Origin of the sequence: Nonomuraea lactucae (assembly GCF_003313395.1) — a bacterium.
In the GTDB taxonomy this organism is placed as follows: domain Bacteria; phylum Actinomycetota; class Actinomycetes; order Streptosporangiales; family Streptosporangiaceae; genus Nonomuraea; species Nonomuraea lactucae.
This window is the reverse complement of sequence record NZ_QNFZ01000771.1, coordinates 1-4,607: the sequence shown is the minus strand read 5'-3', so window position 1 is coordinate 4,607 and position 4,607 is coordinate 1. Positions and strand designations below refer to the sequence as shown.

General features: G+C 73.9%; 4 protein-coding genes and 1 pseudogene. 2 read left to right on the top strand and 3 right to left on the bottom strand.

Translation table 11 applies throughout. The features are described from left to right. Positions 1-942, top strand: a 942-nt coding sequence (locus DQW85_RS27160; protein WP_162795416.1) for an MFS transporter, incomplete at its 5' end; no start/stop codon positions are given. On the opposite strand, the gene DQW85_RS27155 is transcribed toward DQW85_RS27160, so the two are convergent. The 3 genes from DQW85_RS27155 to pdxR are packed head-to-tail and all read right to left on the bottom strand — an operon-like array spanning position 939 to position 4,151. Further along, positions 939-1,748: a TIM barrel protein gene (locus DQW85_RS27155; protein WP_113702756.1), complete on the bottom strand. Its 810-nt coding sequence runs from the start codon at positions 1,746-1,748 to the stop codon at positions 939-941. The two genes, DQW85_RS27160 and DQW85_RS27155, sit on opposite strands and share 4 nt — an antisense overlap. After that, positions 1,745-2,683 (bottom strand): Gfo/Idh/MocA family protein, encoded by a 939-nt coding sequence (locus tag DQW85_RS27150; protein ID WP_113702755.1) that lies wholly within the window; start codon positions 2,681-2,683, stop codon positions 1,745-1,747. Before DQW85_RS27150 ends, DQW85_RS27155 begins: the two co-directional genes overlap by 4 nt. A 49-nt stretch (positions 2,684-2,732) precedes the next feature. Then, positions 2,733-4,151, bottom strand: coding sequence for a MocR-like pyridoxine biosynthesis transcription factor PdxR (pdxR, locus tag DQW85_RS27145; protein ID WP_113702754.1), 1,419 nt, complete (start codon positions 4,149-4,151; stop codon positions 2,733-2,735). 69 nt (positions 4,152-4,220) lie between these two features. Between pdxR and DQW85_RS27140 the strand changes: the two are divergent. Further along, positions 4,221-4,607, top strand: a pseudogene (locus tag DQW85_RS27140) (EamA family transporter); the annotation flags it as partial.

The window sequence follows — 4,607 nt, the reverse complement described above, 5'->3', positions numbered from 1 at the left end:
CTCCGCGCCGCCCAGCCGGCGGTCGCGGCGGCCGTGGTGGTCGCGGGGCTCGCGCCGGGCGTGCCGCTGCTCGTCGCTGCGCTGCTGGTGTTCGGCCTGGCCGTGGGCGCGGTGGACGCGGGCATCAACATGCAGGGCGTGGCCGTCGAGCGCAGGTACGGCAGGGCCGTGCTGAACGGCTTCCACTGCGTGTGGAGCGTGTTCAGCCTGCTCGGAGCGCTGTGGGCATCGGCCACGGCCTCGCTCGACCTGGCCGTGACCATGGGCGTGCCGATGGTCCTGGCCGTGGCGGCCTCCCTCTCCGCCGGGCCGAGACTCTGCACGGTCCAGGAGGAGAAGCCCGAGTCCACGGTCACCGCGGCCGGCCGCTACCCGTGGAGGCCGATCATCCCGCTCTGCCTCGCGATGGGCTTCCTGTACGTCGGCGACGCCGCGGTGTCGAACTTCAGCACGGTCTTCATGCAGGACGTCCTGGCCGCCGCCCCCGGCGTGGTCCCGCTCGCGTACGCCGCCTACCAGGCCACGACGCTCGCCGTGCGGCTCGGCGGGGACTTCGCGGTCAGGAGGTACGGCCCCGCCGCCATCGTCCGGATCGGCGGCGCCATCGCCACGCTGGGGTTCCTCGGCGTCGTCCTCGCACCCAGCCAGCCGCTCGCCATCGTGGCGTTCGGGCTGACCGGGGTGGGCCTGTCGGTGGTGGCCCCGCAGTCGTTCTCGGCGGCGGGACGGCTGGACCCGGCGGGCGCGGGCGTGGCCATCGCCCGGGTCAACCTGTTCAACTACATCGGCTTCATCGTGGGCGCGGCCCTGGTCGGCGGCGTCGCGGACGCCGCCGACATGCGGGTGGCGTTCGCGGCGCCGCTCGTCCTCGCGGCGGCGATCGTGGCGCTGGCCAGGGGCTTCGAGCCCGCCGTCGAGGCGCGCGGGCACAGCGCCGCCTAACCTGCCTGGGCCAGGGAGTCCAGGTAGGCGAGGCTCTGCCGGACGTTCTCCACCGGCCGGTCGTCCGGGCCGTCGAGGATCACGTCCTGCTCCATGACGTACCAGCCCCGGTAGCCGCCGGCGTCCAGGCCCGCGACGATGCCCGCGATGTCCACGTCGCCCTGCCCGAGCGGGCGGTAGACGCCCTCGCGCACGGCCTGGGTGTAGGTGAGCTCTCCCTTGGAGACCCGGGCGGCGAGCCCCGCGTCCACGTCCTTGAGGTGGACGTGCGTGACCCGGGCGGCGGCCTCCCGCACCAGGGCGGCCGGGTCGGTGCCGCCGATCAGCAGGTGCCCGGTGTCCAGGCAGAGCGGGACCGAGCTGCCGCCGAGCACCCTGCCGACCTCGTCGCGGGTCTCGACCATGGTGCCGACGTGCGGGTGCAGGGCCACGTCCGGGCCGCGCTCGGCGGTGATCCGGTCGAGGTTGGCCAGCATGGTGGCCCAGCCTGTCTCGTCGAGGACCGGGCGCGCGTCGTAACCGTCGCGCCCGGTGGCGGCGGCGAGGACCAGCATCCCCTCGACCTCGGGCAGGCCGGGCAGCGGGTCGTGCGACGGGTCGTGGAGCACCGCGGGCACGAAGGCGCCCACGTTGCCCAGGCCGTACGCCTCGATGAGGGCGGGCGTCAGGAAACCCTCGGGCCCGAGCTCGGTCGCGGTGAGACCGAGCTCGCGCATCTCGGCGAGCACCCGCTCGGCCGCCAGCTGGTGGCCCCAGCCGGGCACCTCGCACACGCCCCAGGAGATGGGCGCTCCTGCCAGCTTCATCGCCACACCTCCGCGAGCTGGACGGGACGGTCCTCGCGGCGCGAGAGCTCGGCGGCCTCGGCGATGTAGAGCGCCGCCAGGGCCTCCTCGACCGAGCACAGCCTCGGGTCGTCGCGCAGGAAGCCGTCGATCTCGTCGACGTACGCCTGCTCGAAGCGCGTCACGAAGTCGGGCCACGGCTCCCCCGGGGGCTGCAAGCCCTCGGTGGACCGCATCGGGGCGCGCGGGCCGAGACCGACGGCCCGCGTGCCCTTGCTGCCCGCGAGCTCCATGCGCACGTCGTAGCCGGCGCCGTTGTAGCGGGAGCCCTGCAGCGTGACCAGCGTGCCGTCGTCGAGGCCGAGCAGCGCGGCGCTGTTGTCCACGTCGCCGGCCTGCCGGAAGAAGTCGGCGCCCCGGTTCGCGCCGGCGGCGTAGACCCAGGCGACCTCCTGGCCGGTCACCCAGCGCAGGATGTCGAAGTCGTGGATGTGGCAGTCGCGGAAGATGCCTCCGGACAGCGGGATGTACTCGGCCGGCGGTGGCGCCGGATCCGCGGTGATCATGTGGATCCGGTGCAGCTCTCCCAGCTCGCCGTCACGCAGCGCGGTCGCCGCGCTCACGTATCCGGGGTCGAACCTGCGCTGGAACCCGATCCGCACCCGGTTGCCCCGGCTCGCGGCGAGCACCTCCAGTGTCTCCTTGACGCCGACGGCCGCGGGCTTCTCGCAGAACGCCGGGATACCCCGGCGGCACGCTTCGATCAGCAGCTCGGCGTGGGTGCTGGTCGGAGTGGCTATGACCACGGCGTCGGCCTCGAACGCGTCGCCCGGGCGGCCGTGCGGTGACGTACGCACGGGATCGGCGACGATCAGCTCGTCTACCAGCGGGTGCGCGGCCAGGGTGGCCGCGTGGAACGCTCCGATCCGGCCCAGGCCCAGCAGTCCCACACGCATGGTGCCTCCAAGGGATTGTGGGCTTTCTTTCTAAGCGAGACACTCTCGCTCAGTCAATATTTTGTCCTGACATTCTGACCTTTATGCCAAGGACCGCCTCCTCCGCCCGGTGCGCCGGGAGCCTGGCGAAGCCGACGGCCAGGGCGGGGCGGCCAGGCGCGAACCGCATCGGCGCCACCGGCTCGGCGGCCATCCCGCACTCCCGCGCCAGCCGGGCGACCCGGACCTCGTCCCAGCCGTCCGGCAGGTCGAGGTAGGCGTGCAGGCCCGCCTGGATGCCCCGGACGTGGATTTCGGGCAGGTGCTCCGCCAGGGCCCCGACCAGGGCGTCCCTGCGGCGGCGGTACTCCCGGCGCATCTGGCGCAGGTGCTTGTCGTAGCCGCCGGTGCGCAGGAAGTGGGCCAGCGCGTACTGCTCGATCACCGGGGAGCCGAGGTCGAGCTCGGATCTCGCCCGCCGCACGGCCGCGGCCAGGCCGGCCGGAGCCACGAGCCAGCCCAGCCGGAGGCCGGGTGCCAGGGCCTTGCTGACACTGCCCGACAGGATGACCTGGTCGGGGGCCAGCCCCTGCAGGCAGCCGACGGGGTCGCGGTCGAAGCGGAACTCGGCGTCGTAGTCGTCCTCCAGGACGAAGGCGCCCGTCGCCTGCGCCCACTCCACGAGCGCGGCCCGCCTGCCCGGGGAGAGGACGACGCCCGTCGGGTACTGGTGGGCGGGGGTGACCAGGACCGCCCGCGCCGGCCGCTCCCACAGCCCGGCCACGTCGAGGCCCTGATCGTCGACCGGGACCGGCATCAGGCGGGCGCCCGCCCGCCGCAGCAGAGGCACCTGCCGGTGGCTGGTCGGGTCCTCGACCGCCAGCGCCAGCCCGTCCGCCCGCTCCCGCGCCAGAACGTGGAGCACCAGGCTAAGGCCCAGGGCGACACCGCCCACGATCACCAGGTTGTCCGGGTCCACGTCCGCTGCCCTGACCCGCCTCAGGTATCCGGCCAGCTCCTCCCGGAGCTCGGGAACTCCGCCGGGGTCGCCGTAGTCGAGGGCGTCGGAGGGGACGGTGGTCAGCGCGTACCTGATGGAGGCCAGCCAGCGCTCGCGCGGGAAGCGGCTCAGGTCGGGCGAGGTGGCCCGGTGCTCGTAGTCCGGCCCGCCCACCTCACCCGCCGCCGCTGGAGGGCCGCCGGGCGCGAACGGCCGTACCGGTATCGGGGCCGGGAGGCGGGCGGCGGCGGGGGCCACCTGCGTTCCCGAGCCGACGCGGGAGACCAGGAACCCCTCCGCCACGAGCTGCTCGTACGCCTCCACGACCACCCCGCGGGACACCCCCAGATCGACGGCGAGGTCACGGGTGGCGGGCAGCCGGCAGCCGGGCGCGAGGCGGCCACCGCGGATGGCGTCGCGGAGCCCGGAGGCGATCTGCGCGGCGACGCCGCCCCGCGCATGGTCCAGCGGCACATACAGGTCGCCCACATTGGCCCTCTCAATCGGGATGGCATTGGACTGTTTGACAGAACCATTGTCTTCCTACCATCACCTTCCATGAGAAGCGGTGTCGTGGGCGCGGCGAGCGCGATGTTCCTCGTCGGCACGCTGGCCGGAGTTTCCGGCCTGGTCAAGGACTATCCCCTGTACGGCGGGCAGGCCGTGCGCTACCTGGCGGCGGCCGCCGTCCTGCTCGTCGTCACCCGGGCGGCGGGGCTGCGGTTCGTGCGGCTGTCCGCCAAGGAATGCGCCCTGCTCGGCGGCCTGACGCTCATGGGACTCGTGATCTTCAACGTGTGCGTGATCGAGTCCACCCGCGCCTCGGGTCCCGCTCTCGTCGGCACCGTGCTCGGCACCGTGCCGCTGGCCCTCGCGCTGGCCGGCGGGCGGCCCGCTCCCCGGCTGCTCGCGGGCGCGGGTGTGGTGGTGGCCGGGGCCACGCTG

Excerpts from the sequence above, each read along its gene's own strand:
- DQW85_RS27155 (WP_113702756.1), bottom strand. The coding sequence starts at position 1,748 with ATGAAGCTGGCAGGAGCGCCCATCTCCTGGGGCGTGTGCGAGGTGCCC.
- DQW85_RS27150 (WP_113702755.1), bottom strand. The coding sequence starts at position 2,683 with ATGCGTGTGGGACTGCTGGGCCTGGGCCGGATCGGAGCGTTCCACGCG.